The organism is Blautia sp. An249, from assembly GCF_002159835.1.
Lineage (GTDB): Bacteria > Bacillota > Clostridia > Lachnospirales > Lachnospiraceae > Blautia_A > Blautia_A avistercoris.
Map to the genome: position 1 here is coordinate 1 of NZ_NFJL01000015.1, position 24,133 is coordinate 24,133.

The window sequence follows — 24,133 nt, forward strand, 5'->3', positions numbered from 1 at the left end:
GTCAAGAACTTTTTTAACTTTTTTCAAAGCTTTTGTTCTCTGTTTCGCTCAGCAACTTTGTTATCTTACCACAGCTTTCCAAGCTTGTCAACAACTTTTTCAAACTTTTTTCTGTGGTTTTTTATGAAGGATTCTTCATAAAAAACGGAGAAGGAGGGATTTGAACCCTCGCGCCGCGTAAACGACCTATACCCTTAGCAGGGGCACCTCTTCGGCCTCTTGAGTACTTCTCCGGATTCCGAATTCTGAAATTCGTTCTTCAATTTTCATCACGGAAACCCTTGTTTTATCAAGGTTTTCTCACATGACGCAAAAATTATTATACTTAAGAAAGCATAACTTGTCAACGGTTTTTTTTAATTTTTTTCATTTTCTTCTATAACCGTTTCGATTCTTCTTTTTACTTCTTTTGCTATCTCTGTGGACTTCATATCCTTATATTCTTCATAAGGAATCGGCTTCAGAAAATGCACCTGCACCGTAAGCTTCTTAATGGATCCGGTATCAAAGGATTTATAGGAATCAATTAAAGCTACAGGGACGATGGGACACTTTGCTTTGGTGGCAGCTTTAAAGCTTCCTCCCTTAAAATCCAGAAGTTTGTTCCCATTACGACTTCTGGTTCCCTCTGCAAAGATTAAGAAGTTACGTCCGGCCTTTACCTCTTTTGTTACCTTAATAATAACTTCCATAGATTGACGAATATCTTCTCTGTCTATAGAATATGCCTTCATACAGGCAAAAACCTGCTTCAGGAAGGGAATATCCTGAATTTCTTTCTTATTTACCACAGAGAAAGGAACCGGACATGCCTGAATAATTGCCAGCACGTCATAAAGTCCCTGGTGATTGGGATAAAAGATAAAGCCGTTCTCCGGAGGAATATTTTCTACTCCGTGTGCGTCAATTGTAATACTGCCGCCCTTATTGGCTCTTCTGTCTATCATTTTTAGTAATTTATATCTTTGCTCCTCAGTATATTTATCAACATGCGCTGCATAATAATTTAATTTAATCCAGCCGTAAGGAACAAAAATTAAATTTCTTAATACCATCATCAATATTCTTTTCATGAGATCTGTCTCCATTCTTTTACAGCATTTTCATAGAGATTGTTTCCCTGAGAGTCAATTACCACAATAACCGGAAAATTTTCAATTTCCAATTTCCGGATCGCTTCTGTTCCTAAATCTTCGTAGGCAATTACCTGAGAAGAGAGGATCCTTTTGGAAAGTAAGGCTCCTGCTCCTCCAACTGCTGCAAAATAAATCCCCTGATTTCTCACGATTGCATCTGTTACTTCTTTTGTCCGTTTTCCCTTACCTATCATGCCGGCCATCCCCAGGTCCAAAAGCCGGGGAGCATACTTATCCATCCGGCTGGCTGTGGTGGGACCGGCGGATCCAATGGGTCTTCCTTCTCTGGCAGGAGAAGGCCCCATATAGTAAATTGTTGCTCCTTTAATCTCCAACGGCAATTCTTCCCCTTTATCCAGAGCCTCAGCCATCCTTTTATGGGCTGCATCCCTGGCCGTATAGATAGTTCCCGTCAGATATACGTAATCCCCTGCCTTTAAATTCTTAATCTCTTCTTCTTTTAATGGTATCTCCAAATGTTTTTCCATTTTCATTTCCCACCTGTTTAAAGTATTCTACTGATATGTCTGTTTACATGACAGCAAATATTTACAGCCACCGGCAATCCTGCAATATGAGTAGGATAGGTATTAATGTTCACTGCAAAAGCAGTTGTAGTCCCTCCTAAACCTCCTGGGCCAATGCCAAGCTGATTGATCTTAGAGAGCATTTCTTCTTCCAGTTCCTTTACATAAGGAATGGAAGAGCGCTGATCTGCCGGCCTGGTCAGAGCCTGCTTTGCCATAATCGCGCACTTTTCAAAAGTTCCTCCGATTCCTACTCCCACTACCATTGGAGGACATGCATTAGGCCCTGCTTCCTCTACGGCAGACAAGATCGCCTTCTTTACTCCTTCTATTCCATCAGCAGGTTTCAGCATGAATATTTTACTCATATTTTCACTTCCGAATCCTTTGGGAGCCAGGGTAATCTTCACCTTGTCCCCGTCGGTAATGGAATAATGAATAACAGCAGGGGTGTTGTCTTTGGTATTTTCTCTGTAAATCGGATCTTTTACCACGGATTTTCTCAGATACCCTTCCTGGTATCCTCTCCGTACCCCTTCATGAATGGCCTCCTCCAGACTTCCCCCTGTCAGATGAACTTCCTGGCCCACTTCTGCAAAAATGACGGCCATTCCCGTATCCTGGCAGATAGGGATTCTGTCTGTTTCAGCAATCTCTAAATTTTCCTGAAGCTGTGACAGTACCTGTTTTCCTAATTCTGACTTTTCTTCGTTTACTGCCTTTTGGAAAACCCGGCACATATCCTGAGAAAGACTGTGATTAATCTGGATACACATATCACGAACAGCCTCTGTAATTTCTTTTACCTGTATATCTCTCAACTGGATACCCTCCGTTTGCTGACAGGGATCGAAGCATCCCTGCTTATAATTTTTCTGAAATTCTTTCCTCATATCCGGGATTCTGCTTTATGAATTTCTCATAAGCCTTTGAATAGTCCTGATAAGGTTCGGTATTCATAAAAGATGCATACGCTGTGCTTGCCTGTTCGCTTATCTCCTGAGTAATTTCTTTTGAGGACATAATATAATATTTTTTATCCGATTTTTTCACCATATAGGTTCCTATGCACGGATATTCTTTCTTCTTATCCAATACTAAATTATAGGTTATATATACATAGGAATATTTCCCATAATCCTCTATAACCCCGCATTCCAGTAAATCAACCTTATCCGTCTGATGCGCCTGTATGTATTTTATAGATGCCTCAATCTCCGCTTCCGTCTCCTTATCAGACTCTTTACTCCCGAAGCATTTCCTGGCATTTTTTGCACTGTCATCCCCATATGCCTCTATCAATGACTTAACCACACCTTCCGGGGATTTCTGGTTCACACCGCATCCTGAAATCCCCGTCAGTAAGATGAACATTAGAAAAACTGCTGCTATTCTTCGTCCCTTTTTCATAATAATTATTTATCCCCTTGTACTTCTTTTGTTTCTGCAGATTCATTGGGTTCATTTTTATCATCTATTTTTTCCCGTACTTTGGCAATGCTGGCAACGGTAACTCCCTCAGTAAGATTAATCAGTTTTACCCCTGATGTAATTCTTCCTAATATAGATATATCGGAGCACTGCAGACGAATAATAATCCCCTCCGTAGTAATTAACATTACCTCATTTTCTTCGTTTACTGCCTTTACTCCTACTACATTTCCTGTTTTTTCCGTTATTTTATAACATTTTACGCCTTTGCCGCCGCGGTTCTGTACGGTAAATTCTCCTACGGAAGTCCGTTTACCCATGCCGTTTTCGGATACGATTAACAAATAATGTCCCTGGGAATTTAACTGCATTCCCACAACTTCATCCCCGTCGGACAGATTCATTCCCCTAACGCCCATGGAGACTCTTCCTGTTACTCTGACGTCTGTTTCTTTAAACCGGATACACTGGCCGTCTTTCGTTACCAGAATAATATCTTTTTTATTATCCGTACATTTTACTTCAATCAGTTCATCTTCATCCCGAAGAGAGATGGCAGCCAGTCCGGTCTTTCTTACATTGGCATAATCCAGAATCGGCGTCTTCTTAATCAGCCCTTTCTTGGTAGCCATTACCAGATAGCGGTTCTTCTCGAATTTATTAATCGGAATGACAGCCGTAATATTTTCTCCAGGCATAAGCTGAAGCAGATTGATAATGGCGGTACCTCTGGCTGTCCGGCTTGCCTCCGGGATTTCATAGGCCTTCAGCCGGTATACCCGTCCCGTATTGGTAAAGAACATTAAATAATGATGGGTCGTTGTCATCAGAAGTTCTTCGATATAGTCGTCTTCTATGGTCTGCATACCTTTAATGCCTTTGCCGCCGCGGTTCTGGCTGCGGAAGTTATCTACCGTCATACGTTTAATGTATCCCAGTTTCGTCATCGTGATTACCGTATTTTCATCAGGAATCAGATCTTCCATGGAAATATCGTACTCATCAAAGCCTATTGAAGTTTTTCTTTCATCTCCGTATTTATCCGAGATAGCCAGAATTTCTTCTCTGATCACCCGAAGCAACAGATTTCTGTCTGCTAAGATGGCCTTAAACTTTCTGATTTTCTCCATCAGCTCTGCATATTCTGCTTCCAGTTTCTCCCGCTCCAGACCGGTTAAAGCACGAAGACGCATATCAATAATTGCCTGTGCCTGTACTTCATCCAGGCCAAACTGTTTAATCAGTTCTTCTTTCGCAATCTGAGGTGTCTGAGAACCTCTGATAATCTGGATAACTCGATCGATATTATCCAGAGCTTTTAAGAGTCCCTCTAAAATATGAGCTCTTTCCTGCGCCTTGTTTAAGTCATACTGCGTCCTTCTGGTTACTACATCTTCCTGATGGGACAGATAGTTCTCCAGCATTTCTTTCAGATTCATGACCTTTGGCTCATTGTTTACCAGAGCCAGCATAATCACACCAAAAGTGTCCTGAAGCTGAGTGTGTTTATAAAGCTGATTGAGTATTACATTGGCGTTGGCGTCTTTCTTTAAGTCAATGCAGATCCGCATACCCTCCCTGCTGGAGTGGTCATTGAGATCGGTAATCCCTTCAATCTTCTTGTCTCTTACCAGTTCGGCAATTTTTTCTATCAGCCTTGCTTTATTTACCAGGTAAGGAAGCTCTGTTACGATAATCCGGCTCTTTCCGTTTGGAAGGCTTTCAATATTAGTAACTGCTCTTACCCGGATTTTGCCTCTTCCGGTCCGGTAAGCTTCTTCAATCCCTCTGGTTCCTAAAATCGTGGCTCCTGTGGGGAAATCCGGCCCTTTAATCACGCTTAGAAGTTCTTCTATGGCAGTTTCTCTGTCTTCTTCTACAATGTTATCAATGATTTTTACCACTGCCTGAATGACTTCTTTCAAATTGTGAGGAGGAATGTTGGTTGCCATTCCTACTGCAATTCCTGATGTCCCGTTTACAAGTAAGTTGGGGTATCTGGCCGGAAGAACCACAGGTTCTCTCTCTGTCTCATCAAAGTTTGGTACGAAGTCTACCGTATTTTTATTAATATCCGCCAGCATTTCCATTGAAATTTTACTTAAACGGGCTTCTGTATACCTCATGGCCGCCGCTCCGTCCCCGTCCACAGAACCAAAGTTTCCGTGACCGTCTACCAGAGGATAACGGGTGGACCATTCCTGGGCCATATTTACAAGAGCTCCATAGATGGAACTGTCTCCATGGGGATGGTATTTACCCATGGTATCACCCACAATACGCGCACATTTACGGTGTGGTTTATCCGGGCCGTTATTTAATTCTATCATAGAGTACAGCACTCTTCGCTGTACCGGTTTTAATCCGTCTCTTACATCCGGAAGAGCTCGTGCGGCAATAACGCTCATCGCATAATCAATATAAGATGTCTCCATGGTCTTCTTCAGATCGACGTCATGGACTTTATCAAAAACATTATTCTCCATTCTTTCCTCCATCTGCATTCATCTCCGGACAGCACATTCTGCCCAGAGTTAAATATCAAGATTTTTTACATATCTGGCATTTTCTTCGATAAATTCTCTTCTGGGTTCTACTTTATCCCCCATTAAAGTGGTAAAGATCAAATCGATTTCCGAGGTGGCCTCTTCGTCCATAGTCACACGAAGCAGGATTCTCTGCTCCGGATCCATTGTAGTCTCCCAGAGCTGGTCCGCATCCATTTCTCCAAGCCCTTTATACCGCTGAATTTTATTATTGTTGTCTCTTCCGATTTCCGTCAGAATCTGATTCAATTCTTCATCACTGTATGCATACCAGACTTTTTTATTTTTTTCTATTTTATATAACGGAGGCTGTGCCAGATAAACATAGCCCTGTTTAATCAGTTCCGGCATAAAACGATAAAGGAAAGTCAGAAGCAGGGTGGCGATGTGGGCTCCGTCCACATCCGCATCTGTCATAATAATGATTTTATGGTATCTTAACTTTGAAATATCGAAATCTTCATGAATTCCTGTTCCAAAAGCTGTAATCATAGCCTTAATCTCTTTGTTGGCATAAATTTTATCTAACCGGGCTTTCTCCACATTTAATATCTTTCCCCTGAGGGGCAGGATTGCCTGGGTCACGCGGTTTCTGGCAGTTTTCGCAGAACCTCCCGCAGAATCACCCTCTACGATGTAAATTTCACAGTTTTTCGGATCCTTATCGGAGCAGTCTGCCAGTTTGCCGGGAAGGGACATTCCTTCCAGCGCTGATTTTCTTCTGGTTAAATCCCTTGCCTTTCTTGCCGCGTCTCTGGCCCGCTGTGCCAGAACAGATTTTTCAATAATTACTTTGGCAACGCTGGGATTCTGCTCTAAAAAGATTTCCAGCTGATTACTTACAATATTATCCACTGCGCCTCTGGCCTCACTGTTTCCCAGCTTCTGCTTAGTCTGCCCTTCGAACTGAGGCTCTTCTATCTTTACGCTTATAATTGCCGCCAGACCTTCCCGAATATCATCTCCGCTTAAATTGGCTTCGTTATCTTTCAGAAGTTTATTCTTTCTGGCATAATCATTAAATGTTTTTGTAAGTGCATTTCGGAAACCAACGATATGAGTTCCGCCTTCCGGCGTATTAATGTTATTGACAAACCCATAAGAATTTTCTGTATAAGAGTCATTATGCTGCATAGCAACTTCCACAAGTACGCCGTCTTTTTCTCCGCAGCAATAAATCACTTCTGGATAAAGTTCTGTTTTACTTCTGTTAAGATACGAGACGAATTCTTTAATTCCGCCGTCGTAATGAAATACTTTTTCCTTCTTTTCTTCTCTTTCGTCTTTTAAAATAATTCTCAGACCCTTTGTTAAAAAGGCCATTTCTCTCAGACGCTGTTTCAGAATATCATAGTCATAAACCGTCTCTTCAAATACCTCTGCATCGGGTTTAAATATAATGCTGGTACCTGTCTTATCCGGCTCGCATTCCCCCACTACCTTCAGCTTATAGATGGTGTTGCCTCTTTCATAACGCTGACGATATACTTTTCCCTCATGATAGATAGTAACTTCCAGCCATTCTGACAGCGCATTTACTACGGATGCTCCTACCCCATGTAATCCTCCGGACACTTTATATCCGCCGCCGCCGAATTTACCGCCGGCATGCAGAATGGTAAAAACAACTTCTACGGCTGGAATTCCCGCTTTGTGATTAATTCCCACCGGAATACCTCGTCCATTGTCTGTGACTGTGACAGAATTGTCTTCATGAACGGTAACTGTAATTTCATCACAATAGCCTGCCAGTGCCTCGTCTACCGCATTATCTACGATTTCATATACCAGATGATGCAGACCTCTGGATGACGTACTGCCGATATACATTCCCGGTCTTTTACGTACCGCCTCCAGACCTTCCAGGATCTGAATCTGATCCGCACCATACTCTATATTTTCTGCGCCCATAGTTTTCCTCCTGTTTTTCTATGTTCTATCCATGTGAAAATTAAATTTCTATTTATTCAGATTCTGTTTTTAAACAGACTAATACTTATTTAGTATACCATAAAACAGGGCTGTTTTCCATTAAAAAATAAGGATAACTTCTTATTATATTAGCCGTTCTCTCAGGAAACAGACATAAAAATACCGCTGCAGGAAGAAGATGTTTCTTCTCCTTCTGCGGCGGCAAATATTTCTTTACTGACAATTCAGATACTGATAAATTTCTCTTTTTGACAGCCCTCTGTCTTTAGCCACGGATTTCATAGCCTCTTTCTTTTCCAACCCCTGGTCCAGATACAACTGCATATGTTCTTCAATACTCATGGTTTCCCATTTTTTTCGCTTATTTTCCTCAATCTCTTCTCTGCTTCTGCCTTCCACTATCAGAACACATTCCCCCTTCGGTTCCTGGGTTTCATAGAACTGAATACATTCCTCAATGGACGTATGAAAGGCCGTTTCATGCTTCTTGGTCAGTTCCCGGCACAGAGTCATCTTCCTGTTTCCCAGAGCCTCTTTCAGCTCTTTTAACGTGCGTAAAAGGCGATGCGGCGCTTCATAGAGAATAATTGTTCTTGTCTCCTGCTGCAGTTCCTCTAAAATCCGGCTTCTCTCCTTCTTATCCGCAGGCAGAAACGCTTCAAAGGAAAATCTTCTGGACGGAAGTCCCGATAAAGTAAGGGCGGTTATACATGCCGCCGGTCCCGGAAGAGAAGTCACCTCAATTCCGGCCTCATAAGCCATCCTGGCCAGTTCTTCTCCCGGATCGGAAATCCCGGGGGTTCCTGCATCCGTTATAAGGGCAATCTCCTGTCCCTGCTGCATCTTTTCAATCAGCAGCCGGGCTTTCTGAAATTTATTGTGCTCGTGGTAACTGGTCATAGGCGTATGAATATCAAAATGATTCAATAGCTTTCTGCTGTTTCGGGTATCTTCCGCGGCAATTAAATCTGCCTCCTTTAATACCCGGATAACACGAAGAGTAATATCTTCCAGATTTCCGATTGGAGTGGCGCACAGATAAAGTTTTCCGGACATTACAGCTCTCCTTTCTTTCCCGTCCTTATCCCATACGGTAGTGTTCCAGAATTTCCCTGGTATACACCCCGGGACTTTCATAGACAATCAGCGGCTTTTCTGTCTTCAGCCTGGGATTTCCGCCTTTCATAGCTTCAATCAATACCATATTCGGTTCTTTATCCACATAGGGATAAACCAGTCTCATCCGTTTCGGTTCCAAGTGATATTTCATCAATGTGTGAAAGATTTCCGGAAGACGAAACGGCCGGTGTATCATGTAAAATTTTCCCCTGGATTTTAATATTTTAGAGGTTTCCCTTACAATATCTTCCAGGGTACATAAAATTTCATGTCTTGCTATGGCTTTGGGCATCTGTGGGTTCTGCAGCCCATGCTGTCCGATCATGTACGGAGGATTGCAGGTAACCACATCAAAAGAAGCTGCACCAAATAACCCGGCAGCTTCCTTTACATCCCCTGTCACAATCTCAATTTCTGACTGCAGACGATTATACTCCACACTTCTTCTTGCCATATCCGCACATGTTTCCTGTATTTCCAGTCCGGTAAAATGCTTTCCCGGGGTCTTCGCTTTTAAAAGGAGAGGGACAATCCCTGTTCCTGTACAAAGATCCAGGACTTCCTCACCCGGACGAATCCTGGAAAAACAGGATAATAAAACAGCATCCAAACCAAAGCAGAAGTTTTCCGGATTCTGGATGATCCAGTATCCGTTCTGTAAATCATCCAGACGTTCCTTTTCCTGCAGTATGTTATTGATCATCCAGTTTCGACGTCCCTTCTTTATCTTCCAGACCCTCCAGCTCTTTCAGCTCTTCTTTTGAGATTTTCATCTTCTCTTTGCGCTTTCTGGGACGGAATTTTAATTCGTCCACGCTGTACTCCTGGATTTCTTTTTCATCATTGACCTCTACAACGACTTTCACCCTCTGGCGCAGCACGTTTACACTGTGAACAGTTCCGGTCAGTCCGTCGGGTGTGGTTACCGTATCTCCGTTTCCCGGAAGTTTCTTATTGAGTTCTTCATAGGTTTCCTGTTCATTTTTCAGACAGCACATTAAACGGCCGCATACTCCGGAGATCTTAGTCTGATTCAGAGACAGATTCTGTTCTTTTGCCATCTTAATGGATACGGGAGCAAACTCTGACAGATACGTATGACAGCATAACTGTCTTCCGCAGATTCCGATACCCCCAAGGATTTTCGTCTCATCCCGGACTCCAATCTGACGCAGCTCTATCCTTGTTTTAAAGACAGCAGCCAGGTCTTTTACCAATTGCCGGAAATCAATCCTACCATCAGCAGTAAAATAAAACAGTACCTTGTTATTGTCAAAAGTATATTCCGTATCGATCAGCTTCATTTCCAGTCCGTGTTCCTGGATTTTCTTCTGACAGATTTTAAATGCTTCTTTTTCTTTTATGCGGTTTTTTTCTTCCTGCAGATCGTCTTCCTTCGTTGCCACCCGCAATACTTCTTTCAGCGGATGAACCACCTTGGAATCATCCACTTCCCTGGGTTTCAGAACGACTTTTCCGTATTCAATTCCTCTGGCTGTCTCTACAATTACGTGATCATTGGTATTTATCTGATAATCTTTTGGATCAAAATAATAAATTTTTCCCACATTTCGAAATCTCACGCCTACTACTTTTGTCATTCTTATTTCTCCCTGATTGTCAGGAACAGAAGTTCCAGCGCCAACTCTAAATTCACATTTGCATGAAGACGTACCTTTGTTTTCTCAAGAGCTTCTAAAATCTTCTCAATCGTTTCATAAGACTTTTCGCTGGCCTGTTCCTTGATATAATTAATTTCCTGTTTAAATACCAGATTGTCAATTTCCTGTGTAGCCTTAAACATCAGAACATCCCGGAACCAGAACTGGAATATTTCCAGATAATCATCAATAGACTGCTTATCGGATACCATGTTTTTCAATGCTTCTGCCAATTCAAAAGCTCCCAGTTTGCCTGCATATTTTAAAATCTTCAAGGCATTTTCTGTTATTCTTGCAAAATCTTCACTTTCTGCTGCTTCCTGCGCCCTGCCGATACTGCCCTGAGCCAGAGAAGCGTCAACTTCCGCCTGATAATCCGGCACGTGAAGTTTGTCCATTAAATAATTTTTAACAAGGCTGTTGTCAATTATTTTCAGATTCAGTTTCACGCATCTTGACTGAATCGTAGGAAGCAGCTCGTTAATATTCGATGTTAATAAAATAATAACTGCATAAGCCGGGGGCTCCTCAATTGTCTTCAGAAGGGCATTCTGCGCCTGAGGAGTCATTTTCTCTGCATCCGGAATAATATATATCTTATAAGGACTGCAGTAGGGTTTAATGGAAATATCCCCTACCACCTTTTCTCTGATTTCCTCAATACTGATGGATGACTGATTTTCATGGGTCAATACGATTATATCCGGATGATTCTTACCTACGGCTTTTTTACAGGAATCACATTCCATACAAGGTTCAATTCCTTTTTTCTCGCATTGTAAAGTCATGGCGAATGTTGTTGCCAGAAGCTTCTTTCCAGCCCCTGCTTCACCGGTGAATATATAGGAATGAGAGACTTTTCCTGTTTTAATTGCATTTTGCAGATGTTCAATAACTTCTTCATGTCCAATAATGGATTGGAAACCACTCATAAGAATCACCTCCTGTATCTTATTCCTACCTAGTATATCATAAATTAAATCCCTTTAACAGAACAAATGTCCTATTTTTCAGAATTAATATACTCTGCAATTTCTCTTACGCACTTATCCAAATCTATATTTTCAAACCTCTTTCTGATCCCCGCATTTTCTATTTTTTCTTCAGAAAAGTCTTCTTCATCTGCCAGAAATCTGCGGCACATTTCCTGGTATTTAGGCGTCTCCTGTTTCCCTTCTCTTTTTAAAGCCCGTTTCAGACGTTCCCCGTTCTCTACCTCAATGTAGACAGGACAGACCTTCTCTTCCCCATAATAGTCTTTCATTTTTATATAAGACTCCAGCGTTCCGATTGCAATATAATCCTGATTTTCCAAATCCATCTGCCCATCGTCAGCCGTAAAATAGGTCCACACTCCATGCACCGTATCATAAGAACGGGATTCTATGATTTTCCCTTCTCTCTGAAATTTCTGAAATCTCTCTTCATCTACAAAATAATATTGCTTTCCGTCCACTTCCCCATACCGGATAGGCCTGGTAGTATATAGAATCAGCCTGTTCAGCTCCAGTTCTTCCATGGAAGAAAGTATTCCGTAGATTTTATCTTTTCCGGACGCACTTTTTCCCATTATATAGAAAATTTTACTCATGTTTCTAATCCTTCTTTTACTACACGTATTGTCTCATTTTTAAAATCTGATAATCCTTCCAATTGGAATCCCAGCTTTTTGTATCTTCTCATATCCCGGAGAAATTGTAAAGAGATCTTCTCTCCCGGAACTAAAAGAGGAATCCCCGGGGGATACAGGTAAACAAATTCTCCGGAAATTTCCCCCTGACTTTCCAAAAGGGGGATCCTTTCAGAAGGGCTTTCCATAGCTTCCCCGATTTCCATCAGAGAGTTCTCTCTTCTGAACTCATAGAAGTATTCCTTCTCTTTTCTTTCCAAACGGCTGTCGATTTCCAGAAGAGCATGAATAAGGCGATCCATTCCTTCTTTTCGATCTCCCACAGAAGACAGCGCCAGAACGTAATTTTCTGCCTCCATCTCCATTTCCAGATGATAGTTTTCTCTCAAAAGCCGGGACAGCTCTTTTCCTGTAATCGATACTCCTTTTACAGATATAACAAATTTAGAAATATCCATATCTGCCACTGCTGCCTTATTCACCACATCTGTTTTCGTAATCAAATGCAGCCTCTTTAACCCGGAAAGCTTTTTCCTTGTCTCCTGAATCAGGCGAACATATGCAGCGAACTTCTCTTTCCCATGTTCCATTAAATCACAGATACAGGAATCCATACTTGCCATTAAAAGGTAAGAAGGACTGCTGCTCTGATAAATCTCCATAAATTTCTGTAATTTTTCTCTGTTTACTCTTTCGGAATTTCGGTGAAGAACCGCTGTCTGAGTAAAAGAGGGAAGGGTCTTATGAAGACTTTGGATCACCAGATCAGCCCCTGAAAGAACAGCGGAGTCCGGAAACTGATCAGAAAAAGAAAAATGCGCGCCATGGGCTTCATCAACAATCAATACCTTTTTATGAGTATGGACAATTTCTGCAATCTTTTTCACATGGGATACCCTTCCGTCATAAGTAGGAGAGGTAATGACCACCGCTTCGATTTCCGGCTGCTGATCAAGGATCTTATCCACATCTTCCGGTGAAATTCCTCCATTTATCCCGAATGTTTTCTCCACTTGTGGATAAATATAGGAAACTTTCAGTCTTCGTATGGCTGCTGCATGGTAAACGGCCTTGTGGCAGTTCCGGGCAATGAGAATTCTTCCTCCCGGTTTTACTGCGGCTGAGACAGCAGCCAGAAGGGCGCCTGTACTTCCATTGATACTGTAAAAAGTTTCCCTAACATGAAAAAGACGTGCGGCTCGCTCCTGAGCCGCCCGTAAAATTCCTTCACTGTGATGCAGGTTATCAAATCCATGGATCTCTGTAATATCTATGAATTCCCCGCAGTTCTCCATATTCATTGATTCCGGATTTCTTTTATGACCCGGCATGTGGAAAGGATAGTTCTCTTTCTGACTGTACTCTTTCAATTTGTCATACAAAGATTCCATTCTTATAAATTAAATCAAATTTATACTTTAAAGCGGTATCCCACACCCCAGATAGTTTCGATATACTGTGGTTTCGCTGTATTAAATTCGATTTTCTCCCTGATTTTTTTTATATGCACAGTAACGGTTGCAATGTCTCCCACCGATTCCATATCCCAGATTTCCCGGAAAAGTTCTTCTTTGGTAAATACATGGTTGGGGTTCTCAGCCAGGAATGTAAGCAGATCAAATTCTTTAGTAGTAAAAGAAGTCTCTTCTCCATTTACCCATACCCGGCGGGCTGTCTTATCAATCTTAATTCCCCTTATTTCTATAATATCATTTTTCACCGCGTTGGATCCGATCAGACGATTATACCTGTCCAGATGGGCTTTCACTCTGGCTACAAGTTCACTGGGGCTGAATGGTTTCGTCATATAATCATCTGCTCCCAGCCCAAGACCTCTGATTTTATCAATATCGTCTTTCTTGGCAGATACCATAATAATGGGCGTATTCTTTTCTTCTCTTACCTGTCTGCAGATTTCAAATCCATCCACTTCCGGAAGCATTAAATCCAGAATCAGAAGATTATAATCTTCTTCCATGGCTTTTTTCATACCTATATCGCCTCTGTTTGCGATTTCCACTTCAAATCCGGAAAGCTCCAGATAATCTTTTTCCAAATCAGCAATTGCCTCTTCGTCTTCTACGATTAATATTTTATTCATTGATTGGCACCTCCTGGTATTTTCTGATTACAAAGTACATAATTGTACCAATTCCTTCTCTGCTGGTAGCCCAGACTTTTCCTCCGTGATCTTCCAGAATCTTCTTCACTATGGAAAGACCTATTCCGCTTCCCCCTTTTGAGGAATTTCTGGAAAAATCAGTACGGTAGAATCTGTCAAAAATAAGCGGCAGATCTTTTGAGGCAATTCCTTTTCCGTTGTCTTCCACCTCGACCTGAATGAAATCTCCCACATCTTTTACCCGAAGCTGGATAATTCCTCTTTTCTTATCCATATATTTAATGGCGTTGGAAATCAGATTATGTATTACTCTTCTTATCTGCTCTCCATCAGCAATAATAAGAACATTTCCATCCACATAATTGGCGTATACAAGCTCAATATTTCTGGTCTCCAGCTCTGCCTCCAATTCCTCCGCACAGTCGCTGAAATAATCTTCTACATTCAGTTTACTGAAAGTATAGGGAATGCGGTTGGTATCAATTTTTGAATAAAAGGTCAGCTCATTAATCAAATGATCCATCTCATTGGTTTTATTATAAATAATCTTTACATATTTATCCATTTTTTCAGGAGTATCGGCAACTCCGTCCATGATTCCTTCCACATATCCTTTAACAGCGGTTATCGGGGTTTTCAAGTCATGAGAAATATTACTGATAAGCTCCTTACTTTCTCTGTCCATCATAATTTTTTCTTCTGTGGATGCTTTCAGCCGTTTTCTCATGTCTTCAAAATCCTGACATAATTCTGCAAATTCATCGGTTCCTTCTGCTTCGATTGTAAAATCCAGATTTCCCTCTTTTATATTATGGGTAGCTCTTTTCAGTTTTACAAGGGGGGCCGCCACGCTTCTGTAAATCCACAATCCCACTGACAATCCTGTAAAAACTAAAATAACAAAGGCGGAAAAAAACAAGTCCTTTACCATAAGCTGTATTCTGGCCTGTCCGTCCTGTGAGGATTCAATTACGATGTCATAATCTCCGTCTTCTTTGCTTTCGCTGTTAAAATGATTCACCTGTACCTGGCTGATCCCGTAAAATGTTGCAGAAAATAAAAGCAGCGGAACCAGAATTACCATCAGAAATCCCACTACAATTCTTGTCTTTAATTTCATACCATCACACCATTCTTTGCTTCCATAACGTCCTCTTTGAATTTATTATAGCATACGACACTTCTCTTTTCTCTTAATTTTCTATAAAATGTGATAATATTAGTTTATAAATATCAATAAAAAGAAAAGCTGCCGCCAAATTCCGATCAGCAACAGCTTTCCATCCTGATTATAAATACTTCTTTAAAGTTTCTGCCTTGTCAGTTTTTTCCCATGGCAGATCCAGATCGTTTCTTCCAAAATGTCCGTAAGCAGCCGTCTGCTTATAGATTGGTCTTCTTAAATCCAGCATTTTAATAATTCCTGCCGGACGTAAATCGAAGTTCTCACGGATAATTTCTACCAGTTTGGTATCAGAAAGTTTTCCTGTTCCGAAAGTATCCACTCTTACAGAAGTAGGATGCGCTACTCCGATTGCATAGGAAAGCTGGATTTCACATTTCTTTGCAAGGCCGGCAGCTACAATATTTTTCGCTACATAACGCGCCGCATAAGCTGCAGAACGGTCAACCTTTGTACAGTCTTTTCCGGAGAAAGCTCCGCCGCCGTGACGTCCGTATCCGCCGTAGGTGTCTACAATAATTTTTCTTCCTGTTAATCCGCTGTCACCGTGAGGTCCGCCGATTACAAATCTTCCTGTAGGATTAATAAAGAATTTGGTATCTGCGTCTACCATATCCTGAGGAATAACGGGATCAAATACATATTTTTTCACATCTTTATGTATCTGTTCCTGCGTCACATCCGGATCATGCTGGGTAGAGCATACAACGGCATCCAGACGAACAGGTTTTCCCTCTTCATTATATTCTACAGTTACCTGTGTTTTTCCGTCGGGACGAAGGTAATTTAAAGTTCCGTCTTTTCTGACTTTTGTAAGCTGTCTGGCAAGCTTATGAGCCATGGAAATGGCATAAGGCATATATTCTTCCGTTTCGTCTGTTGCATATCCGAACATCATTCCCTGATCTCCGGCGCCGATTGCATCCAGATCCGAGTCATCCATCTGATTTTCCTTTGCTTCCAGGGCTTTATCCACGCCCATAGCAATATCGGAAGACTGTTCGTCAATTGCTGTCAGAACACCGCAGGTATCTGCATCAAAGCCGTATTTTCCTCTGGTATATCCGATCTCACGAACCGTGTCTCTTACAATTTTCTGAATATCTACGTATGCATTTGTTGTAATCTCTCCCATTACCAGAACAAGCCCTGTAGTCGTTGCTGTTTCACAGGCTACACGGCTCATGGGATCCTGTTCCATTAACGCATCTAAAATCGCATCGGATATTGCATCACACATTTTATCCGGATGACCTTCAGTTACAGATTCAGAAGTAAATAAAATTTTCTCCATGTCTATTCTCCTTTATATTTTAATACTTGAACAATTTGCGCGCCGGGCGCGGTCACATTTCCTATTACATAAATAAGTCCGTCATAAGACGGACTTAATACTCATTTTCTCAGTTATTAAATCCTCTTATTGTTCGAATTATCGCTCAGGTTGGCACCTTCCGCTCAGGGGGTTGCCGTGGGTTCACAGGTCCTATGTACCTCCGCCACTCTGAATAAGAGAACTATTTAATTTATGACTTACCCAACTCTCAGACGGAATTTCTGAATTTCCTTCTCGCTGGATACTTTTTCAATTTCAGCTCCAAGGCTTCTTAATTTCTCCTCAAAACTTTCATATCCTCTCTGGATATATACAATATCATCCACAATGGTAATTCCATCGGCAGCCAGTCCTGCAATCACAAGCGCAGCTCCTGCTCTTAAATCCGGCGCGCTTACTCTTGCCCCTGTCAGCTTCTGAACGCCATCAATAATGGCTGTATTGCCTTCTACTTTAATATTTGCTCCCATTCTGGAAAGCTCATCTGCATACTTAAAACGATTTTCAAAAATGCTTTCTGTTACAATACTTGTCCCTTCTGCCAAAGCCAGGGTCACGGCAATCTGGGGCTGCATATCTGTAGGATAACCGGGATACGGAAGTGTTTTCACATGGGTACGGCGAAGACGCTTATTGGCAACCACACGGACTGCATCATCAAATTCTTCTACCTGACATCCGATTTCCTCCAGCTTCGCAGTGGTTGCTTCCAGATGTTTGGGTATTACATTGCGTACCGTTACATCTCCCTGAGTAGCCGCTGCCGCAAACATAAACGTTCCCGCTTCAATCTGATCCGGAATAATGGAATATTCGGTCTTATGGAGCTTTTCTACACCTTTGATACGAATTACATCGGTACCGGCTCCTTTAATATTGGCTCCCATACTGTTTAAAAAGTTGGCCACATCCACTACATGGGGTTCTCTCGCCGCATTTTCAATAATGGTTCGGCCCTGTGCCATGGAAGCTGCCATCATAATGTTAATGGTTGCTCCTACTGAAACCACATCCATAAAGATATGGCTTCCTTTTAATTCTTTTGCTTCCGCTACAATTGCTCCATGCAGAATGCTTACTTTCGCACCTAAAGCCCGAAAACCTTTCAGATGCTGATCAATCGGACGGCTTCCGATATTGCATCCTCCCGGAAGAGGAACCTCTGCATGTTTATACTTTCCAAGTAACGCACCTAATAAATAGTAAGATGCACGAATCTTCTTTATATACTCGTAGTCAACACTGAGTTCTCCAATTGTAGAACCGTTAATTTTTACAACAGATCTGTCAATTCTTTCTACATGTGCTCCTATTTTTGCGATGGCTTCTAATAATACATTAATGTCTCTTACGTCAGGTAAATTTTCAATCAGTATCGTCTCATCTGTCATAATTGCCGCTGCTAAAATAGCTAACGCCGCATTCTTGGCTCCGGCAATATCAACTTCTCCCACAAGCGGGTTGCCGCCTTTGATAACATATTGTTCCATAACACACCTCTATGATTATTTAACTCCTACATCCTAACTGACTGGAAAAAATATTAACTTTCATGACATATTTATTTTATATTATAACATTCTTTTTAAATTTGTAAATAATAATTAATTTTCCCCTGCCAATCCGGGTCCATCTGTTTCTACAGGCGCCATGTAGAATTCCTTTTATTTGTTATTTCTGTTTTCTAGTATCTCCAGAAGCGCCTGCAAACTTTCTTCCAAATCTTTCCCCTCTTCGCTTACTTTAATATCTGCATAAGATTCATACAAAGGCGTTCTCTCATCATATAAATCCTCCAGGGATTGTCCGTCTTTTAATAAAACGCCCCGGCCTTTTAAATTTCCAAGCCTTTTCTGGAGTTCTTCCAGTGAAACATGAAGATAAACAACCGTTCCAATCTTCTTTAAATGTTCCATTGCCTCTTTGCAGTAAACGACGCTGCCGCCTGTGGCAATTACTGTATGTATTACATCAATCGAAGCATTTACTCTGTCTTCGATATTCTGAAATCCTTTGTATCCTTCTTCTTCTATAATTCTGGAAAGTTTTCTTCCTTCTTGTTCCTGAATCAGCAGATCAGAATCTAAGAACTGAAATCCCAGAACCTTAGCCAATACAACTCCAAGAGTGCTTTTCCCCACTCCCGGCATTCCAATAAGTACAATATTATTCTGTTTCTTCATCATTCTGTTATTCTTTCTTTCCTGATTTCAGGCGTTCTCATAATAGCACGCCTTTTTTTATTTTGCAACTGTTACCTTTTATTTTGTTTTTTTCTTCTCTTTTTCTTTCTGACACTATAGCCAAAATCCCCTAATCGTTTGCCGATTCCATAATATTCTCCATGAGAATACACTAAAGGCCTGGACTTATTGAATTCAAACTTATTTTTTTCATTTAAATAAGATTCTTCTGCATGTACAGCCAGAACTTTCGCTATAAACATATGATGAGAACCCAATTTCCTGATTTCTTCTACTTTACATTCAATAGAAACCGGGGATTCTCCGATCATTGGAGCCTTTACAAAAGACCCTTTCTCCTTCGTCAGATGAAGTACTTCAAATTTATCCACGTCTCTGCCGGATTTCACACCGCAGTAATCTGTAGCATATGCCAGTTCTTCCGTAGTTAAATTTATTACAAATTCTCCCGTCTTTTTCAGAAATTCATAAGAATATCGTTCCGGACGCACAGATATGGACACCATGGGCGGGTTTGTACATACTGTTCCCGCCCATGCAACGGTTATAATATTATCTTTTCCCTGTCCGTCTGATACGCTTACCATTACTGCGGGAAGCGGATACAGCATATTTCCTGACTTCCATTCCTGTTTTGCCATCTTGCTGTCCTTTCCTTCTGCTTTATGAATTTAAGATTTGCGCTGCTTCCATCAGGGCAGGAATTAACTGTTTCTTCCTGGATACAACCTTTTCCAGCAGGAAAGATTCTCCTTCCGGTTCTTTGCCAAAGGCAATGGCCGCCATCTTCTGACTGTCTTCTCCGCAATACAGCAGTTCTGTGGATTCATTAATGATATTTGTCAGCATAAAATAAATTTTCGATACCCCGTTATTTCCGCATTCACTTTTCATAAGGGGAAGGATTCTGAGTTTCACTTCTTCCAGTTCTTCTTCGTCCATAGAACTGATCTGGCCTACTCCGAATGTAATATCACCGTCAGCAATAAATTTCTTATAATCCTGATAGAAAATTTCTTCCGGTGCTTTTCCCCTTAAGTTACTTCCGGCCGTAAACATTTCTTTTGCAAATTTCTCAATGTCAATTCCGGCTATCAGCGCCAGAGCTCCTGCAGCCATCTTATCTGCCAGAGTACAGGTTGGAGAACGAAACATCAGGGTATCTGAAATAATAGCGGAACATAATAATCCAGCAATGTGCGCCGGTATTTCCAGTTTCTGTTCCCCATACATCTGATATAAAATCGTAGCGGTACAGCCTACCGGCTGATTGCGAAACATAAGAGGCGCCATAGTTTCCAGACGTCCCAGTTTATGGTGATCAATAATTTCCAGAATATCTGCTTTTTCAATATTATCCACAGCCTGATCTTTTTCATTATGATCCACCAGGATCAGTTTCTTTTTATTCATGCCGAGAAGATTTCTTCTGGAAATCGTTCCCACACACTTTCCTCTTTTATTCACAACAGGGAATGCACGGTGACGATATTTCGCCATCACTTCCTGTATATCATCAGTAAAATCTTCCGTATGGAAACTCACCAGATTCTCTGTTTTCATAATATATCCAATGGGTATACTCTGATTAATCAGCCTGGCAACGGTAAATGTGTCATAGGGCGACATAATTATAACTGTTCCCGTCTCATTTGCCATCTTTTTCACTTCTTCCGATATTTCAGAACCCAGACACACAACAATACATCTGGCTTTACAGTTCATAGCCTGAATCTGTACATCATCCCTGTTTCCAACGATCAGAAGATCTCCTTCTTCAATATAGGCCTCCATAATTTCCAGACTGCCGGCTGCTACCATAACTTTTCCATGTTCAAAGTGTTTATCCTTATCTCCCACAATAATCAGTCCGTCTACCGTATCCGCAATCCAGTAATACTGAGATTTTGCATTGCCCAGAAGGTAACTGTCCGTAGTATCCATATAGGTTTTTGCAATGTCTCCGATTGTGACAATTCCCTCCAGAGCCTCTTTTTCATCTCTTACAGGAAGTGTTACCAGTTCATTTTTCATCATAATATCCCAGGCTCTTTTCAGAGAAATATCTTTATGGGCTTCCGGACTGGTCCTTATATCCATATCTTTTACCTGGGTACCCACATTTGATATATATCCCGGAGGATCCACCTGGAAACGATTCAGTACGTATTCCGTTTCCTGGTTAATCTGCCCTGCACGCTTCGGCACATATTTTTTATCTTTTGGAGCCGTACGGTTTTTAATATCTGCATAAGCAATCGCAGAGCATATAGAATCCGTATCCGGATTTTTATGTCCTATAACAAAAATTTTCTCTGTTTTCATATTCCACAACCTTTTTAATCTAATTTAATATTTGCAAACAAAGATCCCAGAGATGTTGTCGCCTCTTCTGTTTCCGGCAGTTCGAAAACTTCTTCTTCAATTTCTTTTGCCGTAACGTCTTCCAGTGCTTTCATACTCAGGCTGATCTTTCCGTCTTTGATTGCTGTTATCTGGACTTTCACTTTATCGCCCACAGAGAGTACTTCCGAAGGTTTTTTAATTCTTTTCTGGCTAATCTGAGAAATATGCACCAATCCTGACAAACCATTTCCCAGATTCACAAATGCCCCGTATGGCTGAAGGGTTTCCACTGTTCCTTCTGTTACCAGCCCTGTCTCTAAATTGGAGATCTTTTTTCTCTGCTCTTCTTTTTCCTTCTCCAGAAGAAGTTCTCTGGCAGAAAGTATCAGTTTTTTCTTATCTTTGTCTACTTCTAAAACCTGAACCCGGATGTTTTTGTTGAGATAATCTTCCAGCTCTTCCACATAGCTTAAACTCAGTCTGGATGCAGGTATAAATCCTCTGACTCCTTCTACATAGGCAATCACTCCACTCTTTACAATTCCCTTAATGACCACATCCAATACGGTTTCATTTTCCTGAAGATCTTTTAATTTATCCCAGGCCAGAACATCATCTGCTTCCACTTTTGACATTAAAATATTTCCGTTTCCGTCATCTTCACGAATAACCGTTGCTGTGACCTCATCTCCTGCATGAACCTGCTCTCTCACAGAAAATCCAGGTTCACGGCTGTAATCTTCCGCTTTAATAATCCCTTCCGCATAAGATTTCAGATCCAGGATAACTTCTTCCTCTGTGGTTCCGATAACCGTACCTGTTAATATATCTCCCTCTGCAATTTTTTTATATGAGGCTTCCAGTTCCTTTTCGTAGTCTTTCATAGTTTCTGACATTTTATCTTCCTCCTGACCTGTTATTTGTTTTTACACTCAAGATCACATGACTTTCATTTTCCTAAATAAAGTATACAAAAGCTTCTGCCAATGAACAAGAGAAAAAATACAAACTTCTGTATTTTCTAATACAAAAAATGTGATATAATGTTCAAAATGTGAAATCGTATGAATAGATACGGATTTTAAATCTACATTTATAGAAAGACTGAAACAATTAAGGATGTGATTTTATGAAAAAGGAAGCTGTCTCGCTCCAACATATAAAAAAGGCCAACGATTGGGATACTGTGATTTTTTTATACAAATCCGCTTTAAAAGAAATGCGTACGAAAATTGATATTTTAAATGATGAATTCCAGCATTTTCACAGGTATAATCCCATCGAACATATAAAATCCCGTATTAAAACACCTGAAAGCATTGTAAAAAAACTGAAACGCTGCGGACATGAATCCAGCGTTGAAAATATGGTCCGCTACATCAATGATATAGCCGGTATCCGCATCACCTGTTCCTTTACCTCGGATATTTACCGGCTGTCTGAGATGCTTACCAGCCGGGACGATATTACTATTCTTTCTGTAAAAGATTATATTCGCCATCCCAAGGAAAGCGGGTATCAAAGTTATCATTTACTGGTTTCAGTACCTATATTTTCTTCTGATGAGATTGTCAATACAAAGGTGGAAATTCAAATACGGACAGTCGCCCAGGATTTCTGGGCAACGCTGGAACATAAGATGTATTATAAATTCGAGGGAAACGCTCCCTCCCATATCAGTAAGGAATTAAGGGAATGTGCGGAAATCGTTTCCCAGTTGGATCAGAAAATGCTTCAGCTCAATACGGAAATCCAGTCTTATGGAACAACGTCTTAAAATGAGGAGTGCCCCGGTAGTATTACCGGGGCAAATTATTATGAAAAATTTATGTGTAATGAAACCATTACTTTCTTAATTTTAGCTGTTCTTCCGAACATTGTTATCATAACAGAATATTATGAACATTTCATGAACATTTTATTAATTTTCATATATATGCACAATTTTTTCCTATTTTTCTCCTCTTATTCGTGTATTTGCACAAAATCTTTTTAATTTAATTTGTCAGTTTGTCAATAAAACTCTTGATCAAATCAATTAATTTATCTAAAAATCCCTGAACCTGTTCACTGTTAATATCCAGTCCCATGCTGTCCAGTCTGTCATATAAATTGCTAATCTGCTCCTGAAGCTGGTTCACATCCAAATCCAGATCTTTAATTTTCTCCATTAAGTCAATGATTCTCTGTCTGTCTTCCTCTGAGAGATTGATTTCAAACTCAGCAGACGCCTCGTCCACCAGTTCGCCGATTTCTTCTTCTGTCAGGTTCTGGGCCACCACTTCATTTTTTACGAAAGCTACCAGCTCCGCAGCTTTTTCCGGATCTTCCAGATCTTTTCCAATATCGCTGGTAATTACCAGTTCATTCGTCGCTGTATCTGCGCTCTTTTCACTTACTTTCTTACCTGTCATTTCTTCATAAGATTTGATTGCGCCTACCAGACCCGCAGTTCCTGATATACCGAACGGCCCTACCACATTTACTTCCGCATTTTCAATTCCCGCAGTTACAAGGGCATTCTGATACATTTCCGTTGTACAGTATGTAATATTCTTGGTAGAGACTTTCACTCCATATCCGTCTTCTTTTCCTACTATTTTTACAGAAGAAAGGGCCCGGCTTCCGATAATGCTGCTGCTGAGATACCCATCCAGATATTCATGCTCTTCTTTATTGGTAACTTTTGTTACTTTGTAATTACTTAACTCCTGTTCTGTAACCCCTAAAAGATTCAGTACAGTAGCTCTCTCCTGCTGATTTAAATCTGCTCCCAGTGAAATATACGTCTGATTTGCTGAACTGCTGTCAGCCAGTACAGTCAGTGGAGCTGACAGCAATAGAATTCCCGATAAAAATAAAATTGCAAGTTTTTTCATAATTTCCCTTCTTTCTATTTCTTTCTATACATCATATCACAATTTTCAAAGACATTTTCTTAATAAAAAGTGAAATATTAT

The 24,133-nt window shown here is 40.9% G+C and carries 22 protein-coding genes, 1 tRNA gene and 1 riboswitch; of the genes, 1 reads left to right on the forward strand and 22 read right to left on the reverse strand.

The window, feature by feature from the left end; genetic code table 11:
- Positions 1-145: 145 nt before the first annotated feature.
- From B5F53_RS13565 to B5F53_RS13665, 21 genes are all read right to left on the reverse strand, one after another.
- Positions 146-233: transfer RNA gene (locus tag B5F53_RS13565), tRNA-Ser, on the reverse strand.
- Between the two features lie 123 nt (positions 234-356).
- The gene (locus B5F53_RS13570) at positions 357-1,073 is read right to left on the reverse strand and encodes a lysophospholipid acyltransferase family protein (protein ID WP_087224310.1); all 717 of its coding nucleotides are present in this window, start codon (positions 1,071-1,073) and stop codon (positions 357-359) included.
- Positions 1,070-1,624 (reverse strand): Fe-S-containing hydro-lyase, encoded by a 555-nt coding sequence (locus tag B5F53_RS13575; RefSeq protein WP_087224312.1) that lies wholly within the window; start codon positions 1,622-1,624, stop codon positions 1,070-1,072. Before B5F53_RS13575 ends, B5F53_RS13570 begins: the two co-directional genes overlap by 4 nt.
- Positions 1,625-1,641: 17 nt before the next feature.
- Positions 1,642-2,484 carry a fumarate hydratase gene (locus B5F53_RS13580; RefSeq protein WP_242970324.1) on the reverse strand — a complete coding sequence of 281 codons (843 nt, stop codon included), beginning with the start codon at positions 2,482-2,484 and terminating at the stop codon, positions 1,642-1,644.
- A gap of 43 nt (positions 2,485-2,527) precedes the next feature.
- Positions 2,528-3,073, reverse strand: coding sequence for a hypothetical protein (locus tag B5F53_RS13585; RefSeq protein ID WP_087224315.1), 546 nt, complete (start codon positions 3,071-3,073; stop codon positions 2,528-2,530).
- Between the two features lie 5 nt (positions 3,074-3,078).
- Positions 3,079-5,580: a DNA gyrase subunit A gene (gene gyrA / locus B5F53_RS13590; protein WP_087224449.1), complete on the reverse strand. Its 2,502-nt coding sequence runs from the start codon at positions 5,578-5,580 to the stop codon at positions 3,079-3,081.
- A gap of 48 nt (positions 5,581-5,628) precedes the next feature.
- Complete coding sequence (gyrB, locus tag B5F53_RS13595; protein WP_087224317.1) at positions 5,629-7,551, reverse strand: DNA topoisomerase (ATP-hydrolyzing) subunit B; 1,923 nt, start codon at positions 7,549-7,551, stop codon at positions 5,629-5,631.
- 234 nt (positions 7,552-7,785) lie between these two features.
- Complete coding sequence (gene rsmI / locus B5F53_RS13600; RefSeq protein WP_087224319.1) at positions 7,786-8,628, reverse strand: 16S rRNA (cytidine(1402)-2'-O)-methyltransferase; 843 nt, start codon at positions 8,626-8,628, stop codon at positions 7,786-7,788.
- Between the two features lie 25 nt (positions 8,629-8,653).
- Positions 8,654-9,394: a tRNA1(Val) (adenine(37)-N6)-methyltransferase gene (locus tag B5F53_RS13605; RefSeq protein WP_087224321.1), complete on the reverse strand. Its 741-nt coding sequence runs from the start codon at positions 9,392-9,394 to the stop codon at positions 8,654-8,656.
- The gene (locus tag B5F53_RS13610; RefSeq protein WP_087224323.1) at positions 9,384-10,292 is read right to left on the reverse strand and encodes a PSP1 domain-containing protein; all 909 of its coding nucleotides are present in this window, start codon (positions 10,290-10,292) and stop codon (positions 9,384-9,386) included. Before B5F53_RS13610 ends, B5F53_RS13605 begins: the two co-directional genes overlap by 11 nt.
- Before the next feature lie 2 nt (positions 10,293-10,294).
- Positions 10,295-11,284: a DNA polymerase III subunit delta' gene (gene holB, locus B5F53_RS13615; protein WP_087224325.1), complete on the reverse strand. Its 990-nt coding sequence runs from the start codon at positions 11,282-11,284 to the stop codon at positions 10,295-10,297.
- Positions 11,285-11,355: 71 nt separating this feature from the next.
- A complete protein-coding gene (locus tag B5F53_RS13620) occupies positions 11,356-11,943 on the reverse strand; it encodes a guanylate kinase (protein WP_087224327.1) in 588 nt (195 codons plus the stop codon).
- Entirely contained in the window at positions 11,940-13,373 is a 1,434-nt protein-coding gene (locus B5F53_RS13625) for an aminotransferase class I/II-fold pyridoxal phosphate-dependent enzyme (RefSeq protein WP_087224329.1), read from the reverse strand. Before B5F53_RS13625 ends, B5F53_RS13620 begins: the two co-directional genes overlap by 4 nt.
- Positions 13,374-13,393: 20 nt before the next feature.
- The gene (locus tag B5F53_RS13630) at positions 13,394-14,083 is read right to left on the reverse strand and encodes a response regulator transcription factor (protein ID WP_087224331.1); all 690 of its coding nucleotides are present in this window, start codon (positions 14,081-14,083) and stop codon (positions 13,394-13,396) included.
- The gene (locus B5F53_RS13635; RefSeq protein ID WP_087224333.1) at positions 14,076-15,224 is read right to left on the reverse strand and encodes a sensor histidine kinase; all 1,149 of its coding nucleotides are present in this window, start codon (positions 15,222-15,224) and stop codon (positions 14,076-14,078) included. Before B5F53_RS13635 ends, B5F53_RS13630 begins: the two co-directional genes overlap by 8 nt.
- A gap of 169 nt (positions 15,225-15,393) precedes the next feature.
- On the reverse strand, positions 15,394-16,581 hold the full coding sequence (gene metK / locus B5F53_RS13640; protein ID WP_087224335.1) for a methionine adenosyltransferase: 1,188 nt from the start codon (positions 16,579-16,581) through the stop codon (positions 15,394-15,396).
- A gap of 123 nt (positions 16,582-16,704) precedes the next feature.
- Positions 16,705-16,802: riboswitch (SAM riboswitch) on the reverse strand.
- A gap of 18 nt (positions 16,803-16,820) precedes the next feature.
- Positions 16,821-18,113 (reverse strand): UDP-N-acetylglucosamine 1-carboxyvinyltransferase, encoded by a 1,293-nt coding sequence (locus tag B5F53_RS13645; RefSeq protein ID WP_087224337.1) that lies wholly within the window; start codon positions 18,111-18,113, stop codon positions 16,821-16,823.
- Positions 18,114-18,287: 174 nt separating this feature from the next.
- The gene (locus B5F53_RS13650) at positions 18,288-18,806 is read right to left on the reverse strand and encodes a shikimate kinase (protein WP_087224451.1); all 519 of its coding nucleotides are present in this window, start codon (positions 18,804-18,806) and stop codon (positions 18,288-18,290) included.
- 71 nt (positions 18,807-18,877) lie between these two features.
- Positions 18,878-19,468, reverse strand: coding sequence for a flavin reductase family protein (locus B5F53_RS13655; protein ID WP_087224339.1), 591 nt, complete (start codon positions 19,466-19,468; stop codon positions 18,878-18,880).
- Positions 19,469-19,490: 22 nt separating this feature from the next.
- A complete protein-coding gene (locus tag B5F53_RS13660) occupies positions 19,491-21,152 on the reverse strand; it encodes a putative manganese-dependent inorganic diphosphatase (protein WP_087224341.1) in 1,662 nt (553 codons plus the stop codon).
- A 14-nt stretch (positions 21,153-21,166) separates the two neighbouring features.
- Entirely contained in the window at positions 21,167-22,069 is a 903-nt protein-coding gene (locus B5F53_RS13665; RefSeq protein WP_087224343.1) for a S1 RNA-binding domain-containing protein, read from the reverse strand.
- A gap of 233 nt (positions 22,070-22,302) precedes the next feature.
- Here B5F53_RS13665 and B5F53_RS13670 point away from each other — a divergent pair, with 233 nt between their 5' ends.
- Entirely contained in the window at positions 22,303-22,950 is a 648-nt protein-coding gene (locus tag B5F53_RS13670) for a GTP pyrophosphokinase (protein WP_087224345.1), read from the forward strand.
- Between the two features lie 220 nt (positions 22,951-23,170).
- Here the strand turns inward: B5F53_RS13670 and B5F53_RS13675 are convergent, their stop codons facing one another.
- Positions 23,171-24,052, reverse strand: a complete 882-nt coding sequence (locus B5F53_RS13675; protein ID WP_087224347.1) for a DUF1002 domain-containing protein — start codon at positions 24,050-24,052, stop codon at positions 23,171-23,173.
- Positions 24,053-24,133 lie beyond the last annotated feature (81 nt).